27 protein-coding genes and 1 tRNA gene are annotated in these 22,453 nt (G+C 52.0%); 13 read left to right on the forward strand and 15 right to left on the reverse strand.

What is annotated here, in order from left to right; genetic code table 11:
* Positions 1–111 precede the first annotated feature (111 nt).
* Positions 112–199: transfer RNA gene (locus AB3N39_RS07700), tRNA-Ser, on the reverse strand.
* Between the two features lie 232 nt (positions 200–431).
* Here AB3N39_RS07700 and ghrA point away from each other — a divergent pair.
* The 4 genes from ghrA to AB3N39_RS07720 all read left to right on the forward strand — a co-directional run bounded on the left by ghrA (position 432) and on the right by AB3N39_RS07720 (position 3,347).
* Positions 432–1,370 (forward strand): glyoxylate/hydroxypyruvate reductase GhrA, encoded by a 939-nt coding sequence (gene ghrA / locus AB3N39_RS07705; RefSeq protein WP_325813318.1) that lies wholly within the window; start codon positions 432–434, stop codon positions 1,368–1,370.
* An 84-nt stretch (positions 1,371–1,454) separates the two neighbouring features.
* Complete coding sequence (locus AB3N39_RS07710; protein ID WP_367897189.1) at positions 1,455–2,192, forward strand: phosphatase; 738 nt, start codon at positions 1,455–1,457, stop codon at positions 2,190–2,192.
* Between the two features lie 21 nt (positions 2,193–2,213).
* A complete protein-coding gene (locus AB3N39_RS07715; protein ID WP_367897190.1) occupies positions 2,214–2,765 on the forward strand; it encodes a molecular chaperone in 552 nt (183 codons plus the stop codon).
* 99 nt (positions 2,766–2,864) lie between these two features.
* Entirely contained in the window at positions 2,865–3,347 is a 483-nt protein-coding gene (locus tag AB3N39_RS07720; RefSeq protein ID WP_288462128.1) for a DUF1097 domain-containing protein, read from the forward strand.
* A 43-nt stretch (positions 3,348–3,390) separates the two neighbouring features.
* Here AB3N39_RS07720 and csgG read toward each other — a convergent pair whose 3' ends face one another.
* From csgG to csgD, 4 genes are read right to left on the reverse strand one after another with little or no spacing between them, the layout of a single operon-like run.
* Entirely contained in the window at positions 3,391–4,224 is an 834-nt protein-coding gene (gene csgG, locus AB3N39_RS07725) for a curli production assembly/transport protein CsgG (protein WP_021240792.1), read from the reverse strand.
* 26 nt (positions 4,225–4,250) lie between these two features.
* Positions 4,251–4,664: a curli production assembly/transport protein CsgF gene (gene csgF / locus AB3N39_RS07730; RefSeq protein ID WP_023311106.1), complete on the reverse strand. Its 414-nt coding sequence runs from the start codon at positions 4,662–4,664 to the stop codon at positions 4,251–4,253.
* A gap of 23 nt (positions 4,665–4,687) precedes the next feature.
* Entirely contained in the window at positions 4,688–5,077 is a 390-nt protein-coding gene (gene csgE, locus AB3N39_RS07735) for a curli production assembly/transport protein CsgE (protein ID WP_008500845.1), read from the reverse strand.
* A 4-nt stretch (positions 5,078–5,081) separates the two neighbouring features.
* Positions 5,082–5,732, reverse strand: a complete 651-nt coding sequence (csgD, locus tag AB3N39_RS07740; RefSeq protein ID WP_367897191.1) for a biofilm master transcriptional regulator CsgD — start codon at positions 5,730–5,732, stop codon at positions 5,082–5,084.
* 764 nt (positions 5,733–6,496) lie between these two features.
* Here csgD and csgB point away from each other — a divergent pair.
* From csgB to ymdB, 5 genes are all read left to right on the forward strand, one after another.
* On the forward strand, positions 6,497–6,952 hold the full coding sequence (gene csgB / locus AB3N39_RS07745) for a curli minor subunit CsgB (RefSeq protein ID WP_248173434.1): 456 nt from the start codon (positions 6,497–6,499) through the stop codon (positions 6,950–6,952).
* Between the two features lie 41 nt (positions 6,953–6,993).
* Positions 6,994–7,446, forward strand: a complete 453-nt coding sequence (csgA, locus tag AB3N39_RS07750) for a curli major subunit CsgA (RefSeq protein WP_008500842.1) — start codon at positions 6,994–6,996, stop codon at positions 7,444–7,446.
* A 62-nt stretch (positions 7,447–7,508) separates the two neighbouring features.
* On the forward strand, positions 7,509–7,841 hold the full coding sequence (gene csgC, locus AB3N39_RS07755) for a curli assembly chaperone CsgC (protein WP_133294153.1): 333 nt from the start codon (positions 7,509–7,511) through the stop codon (positions 7,839–7,841).
* Positions 7,842–8,005: 164 nt separating this feature from the next.
* A complete protein-coding gene (locus AB3N39_RS07760) occupies positions 8,006–8,326 on the forward strand; it encodes a type 1 fimbrial protein (protein WP_047742227.1) in 321 nt (106 codons plus the stop codon).
* Positions 8,327–8,433: 107 nt separating this feature from the next.
* Complete coding sequence (gene ymdB, locus AB3N39_RS07765) at positions 8,434–8,976, forward strand: O-acetyl-ADP-ribose deacetylase (RefSeq protein WP_133294154.1); 543 nt, start codon at positions 8,434–8,436, stop codon at positions 8,974–8,976.
* 33 nt (positions 8,977–9,009) lie between these two features.
* On the opposite strand, the gene mdoC is transcribed toward ymdB, so the two are convergent.
* The gene (gene mdoC / locus AB3N39_RS07770) at positions 9,010–10,149 is read right to left on the reverse strand and encodes a glucans biosynthesis protein MdoC (RefSeq protein WP_115874712.1); all 1,140 of its coding nucleotides are present in this window, start codon (positions 10,147–10,149) and stop codon (positions 9,010–9,012) included.
* Positions 10,150–10,403: 254 nt separating this feature from the next.
* Between mdoC and mdoG the strand changes: the two genes are divergently transcribed.
* The 3 genes from mdoG to AB3N39_RS07785 all read left to right on the forward strand — a co-directional run bounded on the left by mdoG (position 10,404) and on the right by AB3N39_RS07785 (position 14,790).
* The gene (mdoG, locus tag AB3N39_RS07775) at positions 10,404–11,957 is read left to right on the forward strand and encodes a glucans biosynthesis protein MdoG (protein WP_111966168.1); all 1,554 of its coding nucleotides are present in this window, start codon (positions 10,404–10,406) and stop codon (positions 11,955–11,957) included.
* Positions 11,950–14,478, forward strand: a complete 2,529-nt coding sequence (mdoH, locus tag AB3N39_RS07780; RefSeq protein ID WP_248173443.1) for a glucans biosynthesis glucosyltransferase MdoH — start codon at positions 11,950–11,952, stop codon at positions 14,476–14,478. The genes mdoG and mdoH overlap by 8 nt, the downstream gene beginning before the upstream one ends.
* An 84-nt stretch (positions 14,479–14,562) precedes the next feature.
* Complete coding sequence (locus AB3N39_RS07785) at positions 14,563–14,790, forward strand: YceK/YidQ family lipoprotein (RefSeq protein ID WP_032650824.1); 228 nt, start codon at positions 14,563–14,565, stop codon at positions 14,788–14,790.
* 6 nt (positions 14,791–14,796) lie between these two features.
* Here AB3N39_RS07785 and AB3N39_RS07790 read toward each other — a convergent pair whose 3' ends face one another.
* The 3 genes from AB3N39_RS07790 to AB3N39_RS07800 form a co-directional block, all read right to left on the reverse strand.
* Positions 14,797–15,171, reverse strand: a complete 375-nt coding sequence (locus AB3N39_RS07790) for a MysB family protein (RefSeq protein ID WP_115874714.1) — start codon at positions 15,169–15,171, stop codon at positions 14,797–14,799.
* A 97-nt stretch (positions 15,172–15,268) separates the two neighbouring features.
* Positions 15,269–16,486, reverse strand: coding sequence for a multidrug efflux MFS transporter MdtG (gene mdtG, locus AB3N39_RS07795; RefSeq protein ID WP_367897192.1), 1,218 nt, complete (start codon positions 16,484–16,486; stop codon positions 15,269–15,271).
* A gap of 140 nt (positions 16,487–16,626) precedes the next feature.
* Positions 16,627–17,553, reverse strand: coding sequence for a Kdo(2)-lipid IV(A) acyltransferase (locus AB3N39_RS07800; protein ID WP_115874716.1), 927 nt, complete (start codon positions 17,551–17,553; stop codon positions 16,627–16,629).
* Between the two features lie 221 nt (positions 17,554–17,774).
* Here AB3N39_RS07800 and AB3N39_RS07805 point away from each other — a divergent pair, with 221 nt between their 5' ends.
* Positions 17,775–18,824 (forward strand): rhodanese-related sulfurtransferase, encoded by a 1,050-nt coding sequence (locus tag AB3N39_RS07805; protein WP_111965842.1) that lies wholly within the window; start codon positions 17,775–17,777, stop codon positions 18,822–18,824.
* Between the two features lie 41 nt (positions 18,825–18,865).
* On the opposite strand, the gene AB3N39_RS07810 is transcribed toward AB3N39_RS07805, so the two are convergent.
* From AB3N39_RS07810 to dinI, 6 genes are all read right to left on the reverse strand, one after another.
* Positions 18,866–19,444 carry a YceI family protein gene (locus AB3N39_RS07810; protein WP_133294157.1) on the reverse strand — a complete coding sequence of 193 codons (579 nt, stop codon included), beginning with the start codon at positions 19,442–19,444 and terminating at the stop codon, positions 18,866–18,868.
* Position 19,445: 1 nt separating this feature from the next.
* Positions 19,446–20,012, reverse strand: a complete 567-nt coding sequence (locus tag AB3N39_RS07815) for a cytochrome b (RefSeq protein ID WP_111965848.1) — start codon at positions 20,010–20,012, stop codon at positions 19,446–19,448.
* Between the two features lie 208 nt (positions 20,013–20,220).
* The gene (locus AB3N39_RS07820) at positions 20,221–20,334 is read right to left on the reverse strand and encodes a YceO family protein (protein ID WP_032639612.1); all 114 of its coding nucleotides are present in this window, start codon (positions 20,332–20,334) and stop codon (positions 20,221–20,223) included.
* 60 nt (positions 20,335–20,394) lie between these two features.
* Positions 20,395–21,513 (reverse strand): N-methyl-L-tryptophan oxidase, encoded by a 1,119-nt coding sequence (solA, locus tag AB3N39_RS07825; RefSeq protein ID WP_133294158.1) that lies wholly within the window; start codon positions 21,511–21,513, stop codon positions 20,395–20,397.
* Positions 21,514–21,629: 116 nt separating this feature from the next.
* A complete protein-coding gene (bssS, locus tag AB3N39_RS07830) occupies positions 21,630–21,884 on the reverse strand; it encodes a biofilm formation regulator BssS (protein ID WP_008500827.1) in 255 nt (84 codons plus the stop codon).
* A gap of 273 nt (positions 21,885–22,157) precedes the next feature.
* A complete protein-coding gene (dinI, locus tag AB3N39_RS07835) occupies positions 22,158–22,403 on the reverse strand; it encodes a DNA damage-inducible protein I (protein WP_133294159.1) in 246 nt (81 codons plus the stop codon).
* Between the last annotated feature and the right edge of the window lie 50 nt (positions 22,404–22,453).

Below are 22,453 nucleotides of genomic sequence, written 5' to 3' on the forward strand. Positions count from 1 at the left end.
AGCGCCACCCGACATGAGTTTCGCACAGAGCCACAAGGTTCGAATCCCCCCTGCATGCGTACAATATGCGAAAAAAAAGCCCGCATTTTCATGCGAGCTCTTCTTTAAATATGGCGGTGAGGGGGGGATTCGAACCCCCGATACGTTGCCGTATACACACTTTCCAGGCGTGCTCCTTCAGCCACTCGGACACCTCACCATATTGTCATCCAGTTGTTGACGGGACGGGCGCTAATGTAAGGAAAAGCCGAACTGCCGTCAACTCACTTTTTCAGTAATTTAGCGCGTTTAGACAAACTTCAGGCAACATGATTCTTAAATGTGCATAAAATGCCTCTTTTATCAGCAACGCGGTTTCCTGATAAATTTGTTATGCTGACAATCCACTTGAAAATGAAAGCAAAACAGCGCAATAAAAGGCAGGAATGACCATGGATATTCTCTTCTATCACCCTACATTTGATAACTCTTACTGGATTGACGCACTTTCGGCGGCGCTGCCCGGCGCACGCGTACGCGAGTGGAAGCGCGGCGATAATGAACATGCTGACTATGCGCTGGTCTGGCATCCTCCGGTAGAAATGCTCCAGGGACGCAAGCTGAAGGCCGTTTTTGCCCTTGGAGCCGGCGTGGATTCCATTCTGAGCAAACTTAAGGCACACCCTGAAATGCTGCCGGAAGACGTTCCACTGTTTCGCCTGGAAGATACCGGAATGGGCCAGCAGATGCAGGAATATGCCGTGAGCCAGGTTCTGCACTGGTTCCGCCGCTTTGATGACTATCAGGCATTTAAGCAGCAGGCCCGCTGGGAGCCGCTGCCGGATTACCGTCGTGAGGACTTTACCATCGGCATCCTCGGCGCGGGCGTGCTGGGCTCAAAAGTGGCTGAAGCCCTTGCTCCGTGGGGCTTTCCGCTGCGCTGCTGGAGTCGCAGCCGCAAAGATTATCCGGGCGTAGAGAGCTTTGCCGGGACGGATGAACTCCCGGCCTTTCTGAACGGGACGCGCGTGCTCATCAACCTGCTGCCCAATACGGCGGAAACGGTCGGTATCATCAATGAAGCGTTGCTCAATCAGCTCGTCGATCGGAGCTACCTGATGAACCTGGCGCGCGGGGTGCATCTGGTCGAGCCCGATCTGCTGAAGGCGCTGGACAGAGGAAAGCTTAAAGGTGCCATGCTGGATGTCTATAGCCGTGAGCCGCTACCCGCGGAAAGCCCGCTTTGGGCGCACCCGCGCGTCGCGATGACCCCTCACGTGGCCGCCGTGACGCGTCCGGCAGAAGCGGTGGCGTATATATCACATACCATCAGCGAAATGGAAAAGGGTAACCCGGTCACCGGCCAGGTCGACAGACAGCGCGGCTACTGAGATAAACCCGGCGTTCGCCGGGTTTTTGCTAATATTCGCCGCTGATAACTGCTATCCTTTGGAAAAACCGCAGAGGAGAGAGAGATGTATCCCGTTGACCTGCATATGCACACCGTCGCCAGTACCCACGCTTATAGCAACCTCCATGATTATATCGCCCAGGCGAAGCTTAAAGGCATCAAGCTGTTCGCGATCACCGATCATGGCCCGGATATGGCTGATGCGCCGCACTACTGGCATTTTGTGAATATGCGGATCTGGCCACGTCTGGTGGACGGCATTGGGATACTGCGCGGCATTGAGGCAAACATCAAAAATACCGACGGTGAGATCGACTGCACCGGCCCGATGCTGACGTCTCTTGACCTTGTCCTCGCCGGCTTCCATGAGCCGGTTTTTGCTCCTCAGGATAAAGAGACCAATACCGCGGCGATGATTGCCACCATTGCCAGCGGCAATGTGCACATTATCAGTCATCCCGGTAACCCAAAATATCCGATTGATATTCAGGCTGTCGCGCAGGCGGCAGCGAAGCACCGCGTGGCGCTGGAGATTAATAACTCCTCTTTTGTTCACTCGCGTAAGGGCAGTGAAGCCAACTGTCGCGAAGTGGCGGCCGCCGTGCGTGATGCGGGCGGCATGGTGGCGTTGGGCTCAGATTCTCATACCGCGTTTACGCTGGGTGATTTCAGCGAGTGCCTGAAAGTGCTGAATGATGTTAACTTCCCGGAAGCGCAAATCCTGAACGTGACCCCACGCCGCATGCTCGATTTCCTTGAGTCCCGCGGAATGGAGCCGATTGCCGAATTTGCCGATCTTTAATTGTGTAATGGAATAATAAAAATGAACGAGTTTTCCATCCTCTGCCGCGTGCTGGGTACGCTCTATTATCGCCAGCCGCAAGACCCGCTGTTGGTTCCGCTTTTTACGTTGATTCGTGAAGGTAAACTGGCGCAGAACTGGCCGCTGGAACAGGATGATTTACTGGAACGTCTGCAAAAAAGCTGCGATATGCAGCAGATTGCGACGGACTACAATGCACTGTTCGTCGGCGATGAGTGCCGCGTTTCGCCATACCGCTCAGCCTGGCAGGACGGGGCGACGGAAGCGGAAGTCCGCGCTTTCCTCTCCACCCGCGGTATGCCGCTGAGCGATACGCCGGCGGATCATATCGGTACGCTGCTGCTTGCTGCCTCCTGGATCGAAGACAACGCCGGGGATGATGAGAACGAAGCTATTGAAACCCTGTTCGAAACGTACCTGCTGCCGTGGGTCGGAACATTCCTTGGTAAAGTCGAAGCGCATGCCACCTCGCCATTCTGGAGAACGCTGGCACCGCTCACGCGCGACGCGATCGCGGCGATGTGGGATGAGCTGGAAGAAGAGAATGAATAGTGATTTAGATCACATAAATTCTGCAACTACGCATTTCAATTTGCACATAATGTGCTTCTGATCGCATTTCTATGGTGCGCTTCTGCTAAGATGCGCGCCATGAACATATTACTTTGTATCGCAATAACGACGGGCATTCTCTCCGGGCTTTGGGGATGGGTGGCCGTGTCTCTCGGATTACTCAGCTGGGCCGGATTCCTTGGCTGTACGGCCTATTTCGCCTGCCCGCAGGGGGGCGCCAAAGGGCTCTTTATCTCTGGCTGCACCCTGATGAGCGGTGTTATCTGGGCGCTGGTGATCATGAAAGGCAGCGCGCTGGCGCCGCATCTGGAGATGCTGGGATACGTGATGACGGGCGTTGTTGCCTTTTTAATGTGCATCCAGGCTAAGCATCTGCTGCTTTCATTTGTTCCTGGAACCTTTATTGGGGCGTGTGCGACCTTTGCAGGGCAGGGTGACTGGAAGCTGGTGGTCCCCTCCCTGGCGCTGGGGTTGCTGTTTGGCTATGCCATGAAAAACAGCGGTCTTTGGCTGGCGTCGCGGCGGGAAAAAGCGCAAAACGTCACGGCTGTGAGCGAATAAAAAAAGGCGAGATAATCATCTCGCCTTTTTTATGCGCTTCCTGTCAGGATTCCGGAGGGACTGACATATCGCGGTATTTCACCAGTATCGGGTTCTGCACGTCTGCTTTGTTTTGCAGATCCCACAGCCCGCGGTCAATACCGTCGTTGATTAAGAAGATCACGCCGGTTTCAATGGCTGACATCAGACACATCATGACCGGCTCGTTGGAGGTGTAGCCAATTTCACCCTCCAGCAAACGCTGGTAATCGATGAAGCGGAATACCCCTGCCTGAACTTCATAGGACAGTATGGTTTTGCTGGTGTTCACCGAAGAGAGCACTTCGCCTGTACTGACGTTGACCACACGCAGGTTAACGGCAATTTGGTCGAGCTGGTATTGGGTATCCGCGCCGATACCGAAATACCGCGCGCCCGCTCCACCCGATTTAACATTACTTTCGTAGCCAATAATCGATCCTTCAATCATCACGTTCGCTGCCGCCAGAGATTCCAGAGGCGTACGGTTATTGGCCGCGACGGTACCATTTTCCTGTGCTGCACGAATGATTTTACGTTCATTCAACAGGTTCTGAAGACCTTGACGTTCCAGGGGAATAAACCAGTGCGAATCCTTGAGCGCGGTAACCAGCATCGCGGTGGCGCTTTGCGGCACGGCCGTGGAGAAGTTACTTGCCGGGTAAGGTTTGAATTGCCCGGTTTCATCCTGAATGTTGTATACGGAGACAAATATTTTCCCCGTTGGAGCAGGTAAATGCGTTAAATCACGATAACTCTGGGCCCGAGGCATTAATGTAGGTTTTGCAGCTTCTTTAGGTGGAGCAGTTAAACAACCGCTCAATAAGCACACTGCAACAAAAATCAGGAAGCGCTGCATGATCGTTGTCCTTATTTAGCTATTGTTTAAAAGTCAGTTGAATTACTTTGTAGACCGGAAACCTGAATGGTGGAGATTCTTCCGGTTTTACGATCGGTCACGTTCAACTGAAGCTGTCCGTCAGTGTTGGCGATATCAACGATAAAGTCGTTGGTCACCATCCGGCCGGGTTTACCGGTATTAATGTTGGTCAGTAACCCACCTAAAATCTGCGACTGAATAGCTTGAGTGAAGTTGTCCAGTGCGGACGGGGTATCAATGCTAAAATCCTTTAAGCTGGGATCCTTATAGGAGTTTTGCGCCTGAGCTTCATTCAGCAGGAACGCGCCGTTGTTAGGGTTACCGCCAAAGTTAGGGTTACGGAACTGAAACGTCATGTTTCCGGCCCAGCTTATGGGTGTTATCAGCATTATCGAAACAACTGCATATGCAATACGCATGACAGCCTCCGCATATCGGTTCGCTAGAACTCGTCTTTTGCTAAATCGCTGGTGCTTAATAGGGCTTTATCTATTTGCAGGCGATTAATAGCGTCTTCTGATTGTGCCAGTGCCAGGGCTACGTTTTTATCGAAGTCCATTTTTGTGGGGAATAAAAACGTTTGATAAATAACGTACTGATTAGCCGTTATTGTTATCCAACTTCCCCATCGTGCACTGGGCCGCTCGTTGATCGTTATATTTCCGGTATAAGTACTGTCCCATTTATCACTAAAGGCACGGTAAAAACTGTGCCCGACCGATGAAACAGTGTGGTCTGTTAACAATCCGGGAACTTCGACCTCGACGGCCTTCAGATTCCCGGCAGCGAGCAGGAAACTCGCTGCGGCGATCCAACTCAACGTGCGCTTCATGTGATTAACGCCTGAGGTTATCGTTTGCCCACGAAACAGCCTGAGTTCTGTTTTTCACAGCTATCTTCTTGAAAAGATTATAAAGGTGCGTCTTTACCGTATTTTCGCTGATAAATAACGAACGGGCGATTTCAATATTTGAAGCACCAATGCGTAACTTATTCAGGATCTCTTTCTCACGGTGCGTGAGCAGTGCTGACTCTGAGCTGTTATAACGATAATTTCCCGAGTGCGTGATGAGATAACTGGCAAGCTTTTGCGAAAAATAACACTCTCCGCGCAATATACCTTGCAGACCCTCAACTACCCGGTCTTCTTCTTCTGTGACGTAGAACACGCCATTGATATGCGGCCAGTTTTCAATATCTCTGAAAGGATATTCATCAGGCGTATTCAACAATAGCACGCGGATATTGTTGTTTTTCCTGCTTAAAATATCTTGCCAGTAATGGATAAGTTTTTTATCCGCTTCCATCATATCGAAAAGAATGATGCTGCCAGGTGCAATATCATCAAAAGAACGTTGAATATTATGCAATTTCCCGTTCAGTGATAAAGATTGCTTTAAATGTTGTAATAATGCTGTCGCTTGCAGAGAAGGTTTTGTGATCAACAGTAATGTATGACCATGTAAACTATGGACTTCATTATACATGATGAAACCCCACTTTATTTGGCACCTGGCAGCTGTCCTCCTGTTTAAAAGAGGACACCAGAAGTACTGACAGATGTTGCACTGCTGTGTGTAGAATCAGACCATAACCTCCACAGGGAGGTAAATATAAAACCAATTTCGTACATCTAATTTCAATCTAGCTTTTACGAAGTTTAAAGCAAGTGTTAAACATGTAACATAATGTAAAAATCAATATTAATTTGTGAAATTGAGTTGTTTTGAATGGCGAGAATTGATGAGAAAGTTGTACACATAAATAGAGCTGCACAGATTTTAAAAATCATACAAATATTTTTAATTGCATGATTTAAAAGGATATTTATTATTTTTATAAAGCAATAATTTAGTATGAGTTACAGGTTTTTACTAAGCCATCGAATGAGCAGCAGTCTGGCTTAAGAAAAGAGGCCTCGTGTCACGTGCTGAGAAAAAATGTTCTCATGCCGTTACGTTTAAACACCCCGGGAGGAGGCGTGGACAGCTTTTGTCTTGCTGTACAACCCTTTCGATAAATGCATTTAATAAAATATATAAGCTGGCCTGAATAAAGTGGTTTTTGATGTAAATTACGACTTTGTGGTGATCTGAAAAATAAAAATAAGCCGCGCGGGTGAGATATTTAAAATGTTTCAGCGGACATACTCTTCACCGTAACGACGCGTTAACACAATACGAATCGTTTTTACATGTGACACTGTTATAGGGTTATGGAGTTATTCAATAACCAGGTCCAGGGTGACAACATGAAATATACATCGCTATTTATGATGTTTACATTACTGGGTGCGCCTGGATTTGTATCCGCAGCGAATTCAGATTTAGCAAATGCTGAATATAACTTTGCGGTTAACGAATTAAGTCTTTCATCACTCAATCAGGCAGCCATTATTGGTCAACAGGGTGTTTTCAATGACGCTCAGGTTCGCCAGGAAGGTTCGAAACTATTGTCCATTGTTTCCCAGGATGGGGCAGGCAACAGAGCGAGAGTTGATCAATCAGGGAGTTACAATATAGCCTGGATCGATCAGAGCGGAAACGCGAATGATGCAGGTATTACGCAAGATGGATACGGTAATAGCGCGAAAATTATCCAGAAAGGGTCGGGTAATAGAGCAAATATTACGCAGTACGGTACGCAGAAAACCGCAGTTGTAGTGCAGAAACAGTCGCAAATGGCGATTAACGTTATTCAACATTAGCGCTTTCGCGACGACTTTAATCAATCCGATGGGGGTTTACCATGAAATTTCTCAAAGTGGCAGCGCTTGCAGCAATCGTAGTTTCTGGTAGTGCTATGGCGGGTTCTATTAATCAGGGCGGCTGGGGTCATGGGCATGGTCATGGCGGATACAGTGGTCCAAATTCAACCCTGAATATTTATCAGGACGGTGGCGGTAACTCCGCGGTTGCTCTGCAGACAGACGCCAGAAATTCCGTGCTGAATATTACCCAGAAAGGTGGCGGTAACGGCGCTGACGTTGGTCAGGGTTCTGATGACAGTAAAATCAACCTGACCCAGAAAGGATTCGGCAACAGTGCAACACTTGATCAGTGGAACAGTAAAAAATCTGTTATGAACGTTAGCCAGTCCGGCGGCTTTAACGGCGCACTCGTTGACCAGACTGCCTCTAACTCTACTGTCAACGTTACCCAGATCGGTTTTGGTAACCACGCGACAGCTCATCAGTACTGATACTGAAATCTGTGCTACAAAAAAACAGGGCATCAGCCCTGTTTTTTTTTCGGGAGTTTATCATGAATACCTTAATTCTCCTGGCCGCGCTTTCCAGTCAGATCACCTTCAAAACGTCGCAGCAGGAAAATATGACCACCATTATTCCTCAGGTCACTCTTACGCAGTCGTGTGATTGTCAGGTTCAGATTGTTTCTTTACGAGAAGGGCAGGGGGGGCAAAGTTCTTCCCGGCAGCAAAACACACTTTTTATACCAGCTAATCAGACGATTGATTTAATGCGCCTGAGTTTAAATATTAATGCAGGAGACACGGTAAAAATCGTTGTCACCGTTACAGATGGAAAATCGCTTCATTTATCACAACAGTGGTCGCCAGCGGAACGCCCGCTATAAAAATGTATTAAATCAATATGTTGTGAATGTGGCGGGTCTGTGCCGTTGAGCTATGCTGATATCAGGGACCAGGTCGTTATGTTCCGTAACGTGAAACTTCGTTTGCCGTAATAAATGAAGCGCGTTTACCCCTCATGGACGATTTTCATTGAGGAGTACCTATAATGAACAACTATTTTGCTCGACTCGTAGCAGGTCTGGGTCTGGTCGTTTCTGCTTTGAGTATCCCGGCTTATTCGGCCACAGTTGTTGACGGCGGTGTCATACATTTTCGCGGTGCTATCGTCGCCGACCCTTGTGAAGTCACTCCGCAGAAGCAACAATTTGCAATGTCATGTCCAAATAATAACCGTATGCAAACGCGTATGGTCAGCTATGAAGAGGCGCTTAACGGGAAAGTGAGCGACTCAAACCTGGCAACGCTCAATATGAAATACCTTAATCCTGAAAAAACGCTTGCAGTTATTGAAATCCAGTATCGCTAATGCGCGTTCTCCCCGCCCTGCGGTGGAAGAGGATTTTTTCTGATAGTTTTTTCTCCCGGTCACCTCTGCGATACACTTAAGAAAAAGGCGGATTGCAGAGGGGCTTTATGAAACCGCAAATTGAAATTATTCAAGGCGATATTACGACAATGCACGTCGACGTCATCGTCAATGCGGCCAATCCTTCCCTGATGGGGGGAGGCGGTGTGGACGGGGCTATTCACCGTGCTGCCGGACCGCAGCTGCTCGAAGCCTGTAAAACCGTGCGGCAACAGCAGGGCGAATGTCCTCCCGGTCATGCGGTAATTACGCTGGCGGGCAATCTGCCCGCCAGAGCGGTTATTCATGCCGTTGGGCCCGTCTGGCACGGTGGCGATCGGCACGAGGCGAGTATTCTGGAAGAGGCTTACCGGAACTGTCTGCGACTGGCCGCCGACAACGGTTATAAAACGATGGCGTTCCCGGCTATCAGCACCGGCGTGTATGGTTATCCTAAGGCGGCAGCCGCAACGATCGCTGTAGAAACCGTTTACCGCTATCTGTCGTTAAAACCGCTGCCAGAGAAGGTGATTTTTGTCTGTTTTGACGACGACACCACGCATCTTTATCAGCGGCTTCTGACTCAGCGCAAACAAGAGCTGGAAAGCTGAAGCAAACGCGGCGCATCTGGTGCGCCGCGTGGTTTATGAGGCTTTTGCCTGCGGTTTTCCTGAAAAGAGGAAACGCAGGAGCGGGATCCGCAGATGGATTTCGTAAAGTACGATCGCCACCCCTACCACAAAAACCAGCCCGGTAAAGAAGCCCAGCGTGTTGGAGGCGATGTGCGGTGTGATGTAAGCCCCGAAGAAAAGCGTCAACGGATGATGCACCAGATAGATAAACAGTGATGCATTAACGAAGTAAGTCACGCGGCTGGACTTAAAGTTCAGCAAACGATGGCCCAGCGCGAATACCACGTTCACCATCCACAGGCCCAGCAGCATCGTGATCACGCTTTCCGTTTCATACATCCAGGCGTCGCCGCTGCCGTAGCGCTGATTCAGCAGATATGCAGCGAACGCGAAGGTTGCCCCCAGCGCGCACCACGGTGACGGGGTGACAAACAGCGATTTAAGCTTTGGATGAATAAAAGCCAGCGCGCCGATTAAAAAGAACGGAATGTAGAACAGTGACTGCATCACCACGAAATTGAATAACCCGTCGCTCAAAATAGGCGGGTAAACGATAAGCAGCGTCCGTCGCACGGCGGCATAAGCGATCCCCAACAGCAAGAAGAGCACTGACAGTTTGCCCATCGTAACGTTGGCGAAGAAGGTGTCGGCTTTTGTGCTCAGATGGTGGCGCAGGCGGCTAAAAATCAACAGACTTACCGTTGTGAGCACCACAAGGACCAGCAGGAACCACAGGTGAGACACCAGCTCCCAGACCAGCGTATTGTACTTTTCATACAGCGTCAGATTCGGCCAGTTCTCCGCTTTGCCTTTGACGTATTGCAGCATAATGAACTGAGGCAGCGTCAGCAGCGGAATTGCGGTCAGCATGGGGATGCCCACGCGCTCCACGCGTACTTTCCACCATCGCTTAAGCGGGTATCGCAGAAACAGCATGTAAGAAAAATAGCCGGATATGACGAAGAAAACCTGCATACGAAAGGCGTGAATAAAGTCATTAAACAGCGTCAGCCACCAGGAGGGCATCTGACTATTCACGTGCCAGGTGTGGCTGGAGTAAATCAGTGAAATGTGAAAGGGGATCCCCAATAGCATCAGCCAGGCCCTGATCGAGTCGAGGAAATATTCACGTTCTGTTGGTGTTGTGCTCATATAACGTTGTGCATTCTCAGACTTTTCGTCTTATCCCTAAGACTCATAATGGTTACATTCGAAGCCAACCCTACACCAAGACCGACACCCTGTCTCCAGGATAAGCACGCAAAGTGAATAGCGGGTTCTTTCATTTGCTTAATCCATGAGCCAGCAGCTGAACAAAGCAGTGATAATGTTGTCGGATTGCCTGAGTTTCCATTAAAATGGATCGGATCGATATAAGCACACAAAGGGGGAAGTGCTTACTTATTATGAAACATAAACCACAGATGATGAAAATGCGTTGGTTGGGTGCTGCAGTGGTGTTATCACTGTATACCTCATCGGCACTGGCCTTTAACATCGACGATGTCGCAAAACAGGCAAAATCGATGGCAGGCAAGAGCTACGAAGCGCCGAAAAGTAACTTGCCCTCCGTTTTCCGCGACATGAAGTATGCGGACTATCAGCAGATCCAGTTCAATCACGACAAAGCGTACTGGAGCAATATTAAAACCCCGTTCAAGCTTGAGTTTTATCATCAGGGTATGTACTTCGATACGCCTGTTGCCATCAATGAAGTGACGGCAACAGCGGTACGTAAGATCAAGTACAGCCCGGATTACTTCAATTTTGGCAATGTGCAACACGACAAAGATACGGTGAAAGACCTGGGCTTCGCAGGCTTTAAGGTGCTTTACCCGATCAACAGCAAAGATAAAAACGACGAAATCGTCAGTATGCTTGGTGCCAGCTACTTCCGCGTGATTGGCGCGGGGCAGGTATACGGGCTTTCTGCGCGCGGACTGGCTATTGATACCGCGCTACCATCAGGTGAAGAGTTCCCACGTTTCCGTGAGTTCTGGATTGAACGTCCAAAACCAACGGATAAACGTCTGACTATTTACGCGCTGCTGGATTCGCCGCGTGCGACCGGGGCCTACCGCTTTGTGATTATGCCGGGCCGCGACACGGTGGTTGACGTACAGTCTAAGGTTTACCTGCGTGATAAAGTGGGCAAACTGGGCGTTGCGCCGCTGACCAGCATGTTCCTGTTTGGGCCGAACCAGCCGTCACCGGCAACCAACTTCCGCCCGGAACTGCACGACTCCAACGGTCTGTCGATTCATGCCGGTAACGGTGAGTGGATCTGGCGTCCGCTGAATAACCCGAAACATCTGGCGGTGAGCAGCTTCGCGATGGAAAACCCACAAGGTTTTGGCCTGCTGCAGCGTGGTCGTCAGTTCTCCCGTTTTGAAGATTTGGACGATCGCTATGACCAGCGTCCAAGCGCCTGGGTCACGCCAAACGGTGACTGGGGTAAAGGTAAGGTCGAACTGGTAGAAATTCCAACCAACGACGAAACCAACGATAACATCGTTGCTTACTGGACGCCGGATCAGCTGCCGGAAGCCGGTAAAGAGATGAACTTCAAGTACACCATTACCTTCAGCCGCGACGAAGATAAGCTGCATGCGCCGGATAACGCGTATGTGATGCAGACTCGCCGCTCAACGGGTGATGTGAAGCAGTCTAATCTGATTCGTCAGCCTGACGGCACCGTGGCGTTTGTCGTGGACTTCACAGGCCAGGATATGAAGAAACTGGCACCGGATACCGCCGTTGCCGCTCAGGCCAGCATCGGTGATAACGGTGAAATCGTTGAGAATACCGTGCGTTACAACCCGGTAACCAAAGGCTGGCGTCTGACCCTGCGCGTGAAAGTGAAAGATCCGAAACAGACCACTGAAATGCGTGCAGCGCTGGTCAGTAACGATCAGCCGCTGAGTGAAACCTGGAGCTATCAGCTACCTGCCAATGAATAATACATCTGAATATATTGATGCTATGCCGCTGACGGATATCGAAAAAGCGGCACTGCCTAAGAGCGACATCCGCGCGGTTCACGCCGCGCTGGATGGTGAACATCGTCAGTTTTCCCGTGATGATGATACGCCGCTTGGGTCAGTCAAGGCGCGTCTGGAGCAGGCCTGGCCGGACTCGCTGGCGGAAGGGCAGTTGATTAAAGACGATGAAGGACGCGATCAGCTTCAGGCGATGCCGAAGGCCACGCGTTCCTCTATGTTCCCCGATCCGTGGCGCACCAACCCGGTGGGTCGCTTCTGGGATCGCCTGCGTGGACGTGATGTGACGCCGCGCTATCTGTCACGCCTGACGAAAGAAGAGCAGGCGTCTGAACAGAAATGGCGTACCGTGGGGACAATCCGTCGCTATATCCTGCTGCTTCTGACGCTTGCGCAGACGGTCGTCGCGACCTGGTATATGAAAACCATCCTGCCGTATCAGGGCTGGGCATTCATAAACCCGACGGACATGATGGGCCAGGATCTCTGGGTCTCCTTCATGCAGCTGCTGCCGTATATCCTGCAGAGCGGCATCCTTCTGCTGTTCGCGGTTCTCTTCTGCTGGGTTTCAGCCGGCTTCTGGACCGCGCTGATGGGCTTCCTGCAGCTGCTGATGGGGCGTGACAAATACAGCATTTCGGCGTCAACGGTCGGGGATGAACCCCTCAATCCTGAGCACCGTACCGCGCTGATTATGCCTATCTGTAACGAAGACGTTGACCGCGTATTCGCGGGCCTGCGTGCCACCTGGGAGTCCGTAAAGGCCACCGGCAACGCGGAGCATTTCGACGTTTACATCCTGAGCGACAGCTACAACCCCGATATCTGCGTGGCAGAACAAAAAGCGTGGATGGAGCTGATTGCAGAAGTGCAGGGCGAAGGCCAGATCTTCTACCGCCGCCGTCGTCGTCGTGTGAAGCGTAAAAGCGGTAACATTGATGACTTCTGCCGTCGCTGGGGTAACCAGTACAGCTACATGGTGGTGCTGGATGCTGACTCCGTCATGAGCGGAGATTGCCTGAGTGGTCTGGTGCGTCTGATGGAAGCCAACCCGAACGCGGGTATTATCCAGTCCTCACCAAAAGCGTCCGGAATGGACACCCTTTATGCACGCTGCCAGCAGTTCGCCACCCGTGTTTACGGGCCGCTGTTTACGGCAGGTCTGCACTTCTGGCAACTGGGTGAATCGCACTACTGGGGTCACAACGCCATTATCCGCGTGAAGCCGTTCATTGAGCACTGTGCGCTGGCGCCGCTGCCGGGCGAGGGTTCGTTTGCCGGCTCTATTCTGTCGCACGACTTCGTAGAAGCGGCGCTGATGCGTCGTGCTGGCTGGGGCGTCTGGATTGCCTACGACCTGCCGGGATCGTACGAAGAGCTGCCGCCGAACCTGCTGGACGAGCTCAAGCGTGACCGCCGCTGGTGTCATGGTAACCTGATGAACTTCCGCCTGTTCCTTGTAAAAGGAATGCACCCGGTTCACCGTGCGGTGTTCCTGACTGGCGTGATGTCTTATCTCTCCGCACCGCTGTGGTTTATGTTCCTTGCGCTCTCCACTGCGCTGCAGGTCGTCCATGCCCTGACGGAGCCGCAATACTTCCTCCAACCGCGGCAGCTGTTCCCGGTTTGGCCGCAGTGGCGTCCGGAGCTGGCAATCGCGCTGTTTGCCTCGACCATGGTGCTGCTGTTCTTGCCTAAGCTGCTCAGCATCATCCTGATCTGGTGCAAAGGCTCGAAAGAGTACGGCGGTTTCTTCCGCGTGACCCTTTCACTGCTGCTGGAAGTCCTGTTCTCCGTGCTGCTGGCGCCGGTGCGTATGCTGTTCCACACCGTGTTTGTGGTCAGTGCGTTCCTGGGCTGGGAGGTGGTCTGGAACTCACCGCAGCGTGATGACGACTCCACGCCGTGGAGCGAAGCCTTTATGCGCCATGGTTCTCAGCTGCTGCTGGGTCTGGTGTGGGCGGCCGGGATGGCGTGGCTGGATCTGCGTTTCCTGTTCTGGCTGGCGCCGATTGTCTTCTCGCTAATCCTGTCGCCGTTTGTCTCCGTGATCTCCAGCCGTTCGACGGTGGGGCTGCGGACCAAACGCTGGAAGCTGTTCCTGATCCCGGAAGAGTATTCCCCGCCGCAGGTGCTGGTGGATACCGATCGTTACCTGGAGCAGAACCGCAATCGCACGCTGGATGACGGCTTCATGCACGCCGTGTTTAACCCGTCATTCAACGCCCTGGCAACGGCTATGGCGACGGCGCGCCACCGCGCAAGCCAGGTGCTGGAGATTGCCCGTGATCGTCACGTAGAGCAGGCGCTTAACGAGACTCCGGAAAAACTCAACCGCGACCGTCGTCTGGTCCTGCTGAGCGACCCGGTCACGATGGCGCGTCTTCACTATCGCGTGTGGTCCGCTCCGGAGAGATACTCTTCGTGGGTAAACTACTATAAGGAACTGAAACTTAACCCGCTGGCGTTGAAGGCGAAGTAAGTTGTTAAGTAGGGTGGGCAAGCGAAGCGCCTCCCGCCAAATAAAATACCGGCTTAATCGCCGGTATTTTTTTAGAGGTTACTCATGAAAATAATCATCGTCGTACTGATGGCATGCCTGCTCAGCGGCTGCGGCAGTATCATCAGTCGCACCATTCCAGGGCAAGGCCACGGGAATCAGTATTACCCTGGCGTGAAATGGGATCTCCGTGATTCCGCATGGCGCTACCTGACCGTGCTCGATCTGCCGTTCTCGCTGATTTTCGACACGCTGCTGCTGCCGATTGATGCCAGCCACGGCCCTTACGAATAACCTACATTAACGTTCGTCCCACTCATCGGCTGCGGTTTGACCTTCTTCCGTATCAAGCGGCGGCTCGAGCTGAAACTCACCCTCATCCCACTCGTGCAGGGTGTTCTCTTCCAGCCATTCCTGCCGAAGTTCGATTTCTTCATAGTCGCCGTCAAAGACGGCCTGCGCACCTTCACCACTTAATATCGGCAAACATTCCCCTTCTTCACCTTCATCGGCAAAGAATTCGGCCTGCCACATAATATCCCCATCCTGCAGAACGTATTTCTGGATATTAAGCTGTTGCACGTCAGCATCTTCTTCTTCAACGCCGGGGTTGTCGGCGAGGAACTCTTCACGAGCGGCATCAATAGCTTCTTCCAGCGTGGCGTACATGGTCATTGGTGTCTCCCTGTTTTCCAGAAGGTTTCAGGGAAAGAATAGCTGAATATCCGATTCTGCAAGTATGAATACGAAAATAAGCTGTCAGGCGTTCGTCTTATTCCGTCACCGGCCGTAACGCGCGGGATAAACTAAACCATGAATAAATGGCATTGAACAACACGACGCCCGCCGTCACGATAAAGACGGCGCGAAAACCGAAGCTGGCGGAGACCCCAGCCCCGAGCAGCGGTCCGGTGACGTTACCGATGTCCCGGAACGACTGGTTATAGCTGAAAATACGCCCGGCAATCTGGTTCGTGGAGTTGTAAACCAGCAGGGTCTGTACGGCGGGCAGTAACGCGCCGTCGGCGGCTCCCAGTAAAAAGCGCAGGACGCCCAGCTGCCATGGCGTTTGCACCATCGACATCGGGATAAGCAGCAGGACGGAAATCACCAGCGCGCAGATCAGTATTTTTTCCGGACCCACCCGGTCCCCCAGTTTTCCGAGCCTCGGGGCGCTCAGCAGCGCCGCTACGCCGGGCACGGATGCAATGAGTCCGCTGATGAATGCAATGTTGCTGACGTTACCCGCCAGATCGCGAACGTAAAGCGTCAGAATAGGGGCAATCGACCCGGTAGCCACCTGGATAATCATTGTCGTCACGAACAGGCTCAGCACCAGTCTGGGATTTTTGAGCGAGGTCAGCACTTCCCTGGCGTGGAGCATCTCTTTTTTGGCGACTGGCGTGAAGTTTTCACGAATACAGAGCAAGGTGACGATGAAGCACAGGAACAACACGCTGGCGGTGATAAAGAAAACCGGCCGCAGTCCATAGCTATCGGCCAGGAGTCCGCCGGCCAGTGGCCCCAGCAGGGCACCGCTCACGCCGCCGGTTGAGAGCGTGCCCAGCGCCCAGCCGCTTTTATGGCGGGGAATTTGTGTGGCAATCAGGGCGTTCGCGTTGGGAATAAATCCTCCCAGCAGGCCCAGCAGCGCGCGCAAAATCAGGAACTGCCAGACGTTTTGCGCCACGCCCATCAGCGCCATGATGATGGCCATCCCCAGCGCCGAACGCAGCAGCATGATTTTTCGCCCCTTGCGGTCGGCAAGGCCGCCCCAGAAGGGTGAGGCTATCGCGGAAAACAGGAACGTGATGCTGAATACCAGGCCGGACCACATATTGAGCGCACTGTGGCCCGTCACGCCCAGCTGTTCGACGTAGAGCGGCTGGAAAGGCATAACCAGGCTAAACGCCGCGCCGGTGAGGAAACAGCCAAGCCACGCAACCGTGAGGTTACGCTTCCAGTTTATGGGGGCATCTGAGGGTGACATAACAATCCGCATAATGAGGTGCTGAGCACCTGAAGCATGAAGTAATAAGCCTGCTAATTATGCGCCTGGGTTATGAATGCCGCAATGAGAGGGAGCTTTTAAAGCTAAAACAGCATGCGGCCCTGAGGGCCGCATGAGGATTAATAGCGAGACGGCGTGCCTTGTGGCCGCGTTTTAAAGCGGCGGTGCAACCACATGTACTGCTCGGGCGCCAGCATAATGCACTTCTCCACAACGCTGTTCATCCAGCGCGCGGTAGTTTCCGCATCGTCGAGCGGCGGCGCGAGTTCCGGCTCCAGCATCATCAGCTCGTAGCCTGAACCATCCGGCTTACGGCGGGGAACAAAAGGCACGATGGCGGCTTTGGACATCCGCGCCAGCATCCAGGTTCCGGTCGTTGTGGCGGCCTCTTCAACGGCGAAGAAGGGGACAAATACGCTGGCCTGCGGGCCATAGTCGTGGTCGGGGGCGTACCAGACCACTTCACCGGATTTCAGCGCGCGGATCATTCCCTTCAGATCTTTACGGTCGATCATGCTTTTGTTGGAGCGCATGCGGCCGTTGGTCTGGATTAAATCGATGACCGGGTTATCGTTAGGGCGATAAACGCCAATGCCCGGCGCCTGCATGCCGAACATGCGCGCCCCGATTTCGAGCGTCAGGAAATGGACGCCAATCAGCAGAACGCCCGTCTGGTTGGCCTGAAGCGTATGCACCGGATCCATGCCGGTGCCCGTCACCTCGCTCCAGCGAGCCATGCGTTTGTCCGGCCAGAACCACGCCATGCCGGTTTCCATAAGGCCCATCCCGACGGATTCGAAATTCTTCGCGACCATATCGTGACGCTCTGACTCGCTCATCTGCGGAAAACACAGCTCAAGATTGCGGTACGCGATTCTGGCTCGACGTTTCATAAACAGTTGCGCGAAGCGGCCCAGAAATTTACCCAACCGAAAAATAACAGGGTAGGGAAGCTGTACCAGAAGCCATAAAAAGCCGATGCCAAGCCAGGTCAACCAATAGCGGGGATGCAAAAGGGCGGCAGTAAATTTTGGTAACTGGGTCATGTCTTTCCTGTGTTCAAACGTCCTGTTTTGCTAGTGTCTCATTTTTTGAGACGTAGCCAAAATATCTGCTTTCGAAGCGTGCACGAATACAGCAATTGTTAAGCCTGATTAATCAGGGTGTGTGAAATGTAGCGTAAATTGTGTGGATGTAAATTGGTTTTGTTTGCTATATGATGCCGACCGATTTTTCATTCTCTCTAACGAATCCAGGACTGTACACCATGCCAGTGTTACATAACCGCGTTTCGAATGAGATGTTAAAAGCGCGTATGTTGGCTGAAACCGAACCGCGCACAACCATCTCATTCTATAAATACTTCACGATCGACGATCCGCAGGCGACCCGCGATGCGCTTTATCAGGCGTTCACGGCGCTTAACGTCTTCGGCCGCGTCTACCTTGCCCGTGAAGGCATCAACGCGCAGATTAGCGTACCGGAAAGCAAAGTCAGCGCCTTCCGTGACGTACTTTATCAGTTTGACCCTGCACTCGACGGCTTACGCCTGAACATTGCCCTGGATGATGACGGGAAATCCTTCTGGGTGCTGCGAATGAAGGTGCGTGAACGCATCGTGGCGGACGGTATCGACGATCCCGAGTTTAATCCGTCGGACGTCGGTGAATACCTCAAGGCGGCGGAAGTGAATGCGATGCTGGACGATCCGGATGCCGTATTCATTGATATGCGTAACCACTATGAGTACGAAGTGGGGCATTTCGAGAACGCGATGGAAATCCCGGCTGATACCTTCCGCGAGCAATTGCCCAAAGCGGTTGAGATGATGCAGGAGCATAAAGATAAAAAGATCGTTATGTACTGCACCGGCGGTATCCGCTGCGAGAAAGCCAGCGCGTGGATGAAGCACAACGGCTTCAATAAGGTCTGGCACATTGAAGGCGGCATTATTGAGTACGCTCGTCGCGCCCGTGAGCAGGGGTTGCCGGTACGCTTTATCGGGAAAAACTTTGTCTTTGACGAGCGGATGGGTGAGCGTATCTCTGAAGACGTTATTGCCCAGTGCCACCAGTGCGGCGCGCCGTGCGATACCCACACCAACTGCAAAAACGACGGCTGCCATCTGCTGTTCATTCAGTGCCCGGCCTGTGCCGAGAAGTTTAACGGCTGCTGTAGCGAGCTGTGCAGTGAAGAGAGCATCCTGCCGGAAGAAGAGCAGCGTCGCCGTCGCGCAGGACGTGAAAACGGCAACAAGATTTTTAATAAATCACGCGGTCGTCTGAATACCAAACTGGGTATCCCTGACCCGGAATGATAAAAAAGCCCGGCACGGTGAAAGCCAGCCGGGCGAAGTTATTATGATTTCTGCTGTACCCCTTCAACGGAAATAATCAGCTCCACGTCCTGAGACGCCGGGCCTAAATCCGTTGTGATATTAAAATCTTTCAGGTGAATTTTCCCTGCCGCTTCAAAACCTGCGCGTTTACCGCCCCACGGATCGTCACCCTGACCCAGTAATTTAGCATCAAGCGTGACTGGTTTTGTTACGCCGTTAAGCGTCAGGTTGCCGGTAATATTCAGCTTATCACCGTCTTTCTTCACCTCAGTAGAAGTGAAGGTCGCCTGCGGGAATTTCGCGACGTTGAGGAACTCCCCACTGCGCAGGTGTTTATCGCGCTCTGCGTGGTTCGTGTCGACGCTGTTCGTATTAATCGTCACATTGACTTTATCGGCCGCGGGATTTTTCTCGTCAAAGGTGAACGTGCCGTCAAAATCCTTAAAGGTGCCGTACAGCCAGCTGTAGCCCAGGTGCTGAATACGGAAATTGACGAAAGCGTGCTGGCCCTCTTTATCAATTTTATAATCCGCCGCCACGGCATTACCGGCGGTGAATAACAGAGAACCCAGGGCGATACCCAGCAGGTGTTTTTTCATTTTATGCTCCAGAGTCAACTGACGAGCGGCCAAGCATGCGCTTTAGCGTATCGTCTTTATCAATAAAATGGTGTTTGAGGGCGGCAAGCCCGTGAAGTACGGACAGGATCACCACGCTCCAGGCAAGCCAGAGGTGAACGACGCCCGCCGTGTCGGCCTGAGCCCCGGCATCGCTGAGCGTTGCCGGAACCTCGAACAGGCCAAAAACGTTAATCGGCTTACCGTCAGCCGTCGAAATGAGATAGCCGCTAATCAGGATGGCAAACAGCAGCGCATAGAGGGCAATATGCGCGGCGACTGCACTAACGCGGGTAAATTTGCTGTGTGACGTTGGCGCGGCGGGCGGCGGGGAGATATGTCGCCAGATCACGCGGAAGACCAGCCCCAGCATCAGCAGGACACCAATACTTTTATGCAACTCTGGCGCCTGGTGATACCAGCCATCGTAATAGCTGAGCGTGACCATCCAGAGCCCAAGTCCAAACATACCGTAGACGGCAAGAGCAAATATCCAGTGCAAACTTATGGATATTATTCCGTAGCGCCGGGAGGAGTTACGCAATTGCATCAGAATGTCCATTTTCATATTAACCGAAAGGTAAAAATGAACGGGAAGAGGTGATATTGCAACTGAAATAATTGTCTATTGATTTTTATTTTATTTATTTCAGCGTTTTTGAACAGGATCAATAAATGTAATTCAATGTCTTCGTGCAAGATGAAATTGAGAGTTTCAGCAAAGCTAAATAAACGTCAATTATTGTCAATCATGGTTTTCAATAAAATACGATGTAAACAAAATCAATAATGGCCAGCAGCGCCCACAGTAAGATATAGAGCATAAAATGCTCGCGAATATTATTCATAAGAAAGTTAACGATCCTGCGCATAACGCCCCAACATGCAGTGTAAATGAAACGGGCTCCGGGACGTCCGGAGCCCGTGGCGGATTATCCGTTAAATCGCGAGAGGGAGAAGGGCGTCAGATCAAACTGCGGCGTGATGCCCTGGGCAAACTGTGCGGCGATCTCGCCCAGCACGGACGCGAACTTAAAGCCATGGCCGCTCAGCCCGGTAATCAGCAGGACGTTGTCATGCCCCGGCAGGGTGTCAATGATAAAGTCTTCATCCGGCGTGTTGTCGTAGGTACAGGCCGCGCCATACAGCAAGCCACCGACGCCTGGAAGAATATTGCGCAGGAACGAGAAGGCCTCTGAACCATCCTGTGGGAAGGCGCCGAAGGGCTTACGCTCGTCAGGAGAGGCGATAGCCTGGCCCCCGTTGTGTTTACCGATTTTCAGCGCGTCTTTCTCGGAAGGGAAACCGTAGAACTGATCGCCATTCGGCAATTCGCCGGTAAAGGCCGGGAATTTATTCTGCGCGCTGTAGCGCCCATCCGACTGGAACCAGGAGAAGACCTTACGCACCGGCTGGACAGGCAGTTCCGGCAGCAGGCGCGTGACCCAGGTTCCTGCGCTGACGAGCAGGCGGGACGCTGAATAGTCGCCGTCAATAGTCGTTACCGTGACGCCATTCTCGTCATGGGTGATAGCCTCTACCGGACAGTTAAACAGCTGCGCGCAGCCGGCTTTCGCGGCAAGATCGATCCAGGTTTTGATCGCCGTTTCACAGTGCAGCACGCCGGAGTGGGCTTCAAAGAGGCCAATGTAATCGTCGGGGACGGTAATTTCAGGCCAGCGCGCGGTAACGCCCGTCGCGTCCAGCTTCTCGACATCAAGATTAAAGGCTTTTGCGCTGCGCTCGACGCTGGCGAGAAAATCAGAATTAGCAGGGCCAAGGTTGATAACGCCGGTACGCTCGAAAATACGCTCTTCGGTCTGCTTCGCCAGCTCGTCCCACAGCGTCTGGGCGCGAAGCACCAGCGGTACATAGCGCTCGCCTTCTCCATACGCGTGGCGCATGAGGCGGGTATCGCCATGATGGCTGCCCTCTGAATGAGGAGGAAGGTGGGCATCGATCATCAGGACCTTCAGGCCTGCCTGTGTTGCGTAATAACCGGCGGCGGAACCCACGGAGCCGCTACCAATAATGATTAAGTCGTATTTCATATGCATCTCATAAACTGACGTTTTGTTAGCAGAGTAATTAACAACGCGGGGTTAGACAAGGGAGAAATAAATAAGGCACCGCGAGGGTGCCTGTAGAGAGAAAAGTGGGCATAAGCTTAGTGCCGTTTATACTCATTTTCCTGATAGTCGCCAGATTCTATTTTTGCAATACCTGCTTCTAAAATAGAAATAAACTGACGGGCGACGTCTGTTGTTAGCCACAGCGTCTGTCCAACTTCCGCTTCTTCACGGTTGAGTTGATTCGGGGTCTGGTAGTGCAAACGCAGCATCAGCGCATCGTAGCTATCTACGGTACTGATATCCCAGCCTACAAGTGGATGGGTCTGGATCACTTCACTATTCTTTTCCATTATAACCCCCTTAATGCGTGTTAGAAGACAACGGCTTTGAGGTTCAATGCATGTTTTTCTGAAAGCATCTTCAGTATACCAAGTAATAAGGGTTCCGACGGGAAAAATAAACAGCTGGCAACACATTTTTCTGCTTTTTAGGATTGTTCGAACAATAAAACACCATCTTGTTCACGATTCTTAAAGAAGATGCCGAATTAATTTGAACTTGCAGGATTTTTAGACAAAAAAAAGCCGGGGCGACCCGGCAAAAAACACAATGAGGGAGCAGTGTTAATCTGTGATAAACCAGTCGTCTGCGCTTTCCCACGTTTCCTGCAGGATTTCGCTGATGCGATCTTTATCTTCTTTCGCAGCACCAATGACGGAGAGGTTGTTCGCCGAGGCGTAACGCACCGTTACGGCACCCGCGTTATCGGGAAAGGTGTTGTTAATACGGCGGGATAATTCGCCTGCCAGTGCATCAAGCGCGCCGGCAGGCAGAACGGTAGTTTTGGCTATGGTGACTTCAATACGCATAAATGCCCCCTGTGTAATATACTGTTTATTTATACAGGTATATTATCTTT

Source organism: Enterobacter vonholyi, assembly GCF_040834095.1.
In the GTDB taxonomy this organism is placed as follows: domain Bacteria; phylum Pseudomonadota; class Gammaproteobacteria; order Enterobacterales; family Enterobacteriaceae; genus Enterobacter; species Enterobacter vonholyi.

Coding starts and splice junctions, on each gene's coding strand:
- ghrA (WP_325813318.1), top strand. CDS start 432: ATGGATATTCTCTTCTATCACCCTACATTTGATAACTCTTACTGGATT.
- AB3N39_RS07710 (WP_367897189.1), top strand. CDS start 1,455: ATGTATCCCGTTGACCTGCATATGCACACCGTCGCCAGTACCCACGCT.
- AB3N39_RS07715 (WP_367897190.1), top strand. CDS start 2,214: ATGAACGAGTTTTCCATCCTCTGCCGCGTGCTGGGTACGCTCTATTAT.
- AB3N39_RS07720 (WP_288462128.1), top strand. CDS start 2,865: ATGAACATATTACTTTGTATCGCAATAACGACGGGCATTCTCTCCGGG.
- csgG (WP_021240792.1), bottom strand. CDS start 4,224: ATGCAGCGCTTCCTGATTTTTGTTGCAGTGTGCTTATTGAGCGGTTGT.
- csgF (WP_023311106.1), bottom strand. CDS start 4,664: ATGCGTATTGCATATGCAGTTGTTTCGATAATGCTGATAACACCCATA.
- csgE (WP_008500845.1), bottom strand. CDS start 5,077: ATGAAGCGCACGTTGAGTTGGATCGCCGCAGCGAGTTTCCTGCTCGCT.
- csgD (WP_367897191.1), bottom strand. CDS start 5,732: ATGTATAATGAAGTCCATAGTTTACATGGTCATACATTACTGTTGATC.
- csgB (WP_248173434.1), top strand. CDS start 6,497: ATGAAATATACATCGCTATTTATGATGTTTACATTACTGGGTGCGCCT.
- csgA (WP_008500842.1), top strand. CDS start 6,994: ATGAAATTTCTCAAAGTGGCAGCGCTTGCAGCAATCGTAGTTTCTGGT.
- csgC (WP_133294153.1), top strand. CDS start 7,509: ATGAATACCTTAATTCTCCTGGCCGCGCTTTCCAGTCAGATCACCTTC.
- AB3N39_RS07760 (WP_047742227.1), top strand. CDS start 8,006: ATGAACAACTATTTTGCTCGACTCGTAGCAGGTCTGGGTCTGGTCGTT.
- ymdB (WP_133294154.1), top strand. CDS start 8,434: ATGAAACCGCAAATTGAAATTATTCAAGGCGATATTACGACAATGCAC.
- mdoC (WP_115874712.1), bottom strand. CDS start 10,149: ATGAGCACAACACCAACAGAACGTGAATATTTCCTCGACTCGATCAGG.
- mdoG (WP_111966168.1), top strand. CDS start 10,404: ATGAAACATAAACCACAGATGATGAAAATGCGTTGGTTGGGTGCTGCA.
- mdoH (WP_248173443.1), top strand. CDS start 11,950: ATGAATAATACATCTGAATATATTGATGCTATGCCGCTGACGGATATC.
- AB3N39_RS07785 (WP_032650824.1), top strand. CDS start 14,563: ATGAAAATAATCATCGTCGTACTGATGGCATGCCTGCTCAGCGGCTGC.
- AB3N39_RS07790 (WP_115874714.1), bottom strand. CDS start 15,171: ATGACCATGTACGCCACGCTGGAAGAAGCTATTGATGCCGCTCGTGAA.
- mdtG (WP_367897192.1), bottom strand. CDS start 16,486: ATGTCACCCTCAGATGCCCCCATAAACTGGAAGCGTAACCTCACGGTT.
- AB3N39_RS07800 (WP_115874716.1), bottom strand. CDS start 17,553: ATGACCCAGTTACCAAAATTTACTGCCGCCCTTTTGCATCCCCGCTAT.
- AB3N39_RS07805 (WP_111965842.1), top strand. CDS start 17,775: ATGCCAGTGTTACATAACCGCGTTTCGAATGAGATGTTAAAAGCGCGT.
- AB3N39_RS07810 (WP_133294157.1), bottom strand. CDS start 19,444: ATGAAAAAACACCTGCTGGGTATCGCCCTGGGTTCTCTGTTATTCACC.
- AB3N39_RS07815 (WP_111965848.1), bottom strand. CDS start 20,012: ATGCAATTGCGTAACTCCTCCCGGCGCTACGGAATAATATCCATAAGT.
- AB3N39_RS07820 (WP_032639612.1), bottom strand. CDS start 20,334: ATGCGCAGGATCGTTAACTTTCTTATGAATAATATTCGCGAGCATTTT.
- solA (WP_133294158.1), bottom strand. CDS start 21,513: ATGAAATACGACTTAATCATTATTGGTAGCGGCTCCGTGGGTTCCGCC.
- bssS (WP_008500827.1), bottom strand. CDS start 21,884: ATGGAAAAGAATAGTGAAGTGATCCAGACCCATCCACTTGTAGGCTGG.
- dinI (WP_133294159.1), bottom strand. CDS start 22,403: ATGCGTATTGAAGTCACCATAGCCAAAACTACCGTTCTGCCTGCCGGC.